The following is a 206-nucleotide window of genomic DNA, read 5'->3' on the forward strand; positions in this document are numbered from 1 at the left end:
TAACCACCACCGTGGAAGAGCAGGTGACCAGTGGAATCACCACCCAGCGCGGGCTGCGGAAAATCACCGCCAGCACCACCAGCATAATGCCGAGAATGGCTCCGCCAAACGTGACCAGGTCGCTGCGCACAAAACTCACCATGTCCGAGGCGATCATCGGCACGCCGCCCACAAACAGCGTCGCGTACTGCTCGTAGTCAGCTGCA

The 206-nt window shown here is 60.7% G+C and carries 1 protein-coding gene; it reads right to left on the minus strand.

Translation table 11 applies throughout. The features are described from left to right. Window positions 1-206: MMPL family transporter (locus A3709_RS15050; protein WP_156507785.1), on the minus strand; the 206-nt coding region annotated here is incomplete at both ends.

Origin of the sequence: Halioglobus sp. HI00S01, assembly GCF_001635445.1 — a bacterium.
GTDB classification, from domain to species: Bacteria; Pseudomonadota; Gammaproteobacteria; order Pseudomonadales; family Halieaceae; genus Halioglobus; species Halioglobus japonicus.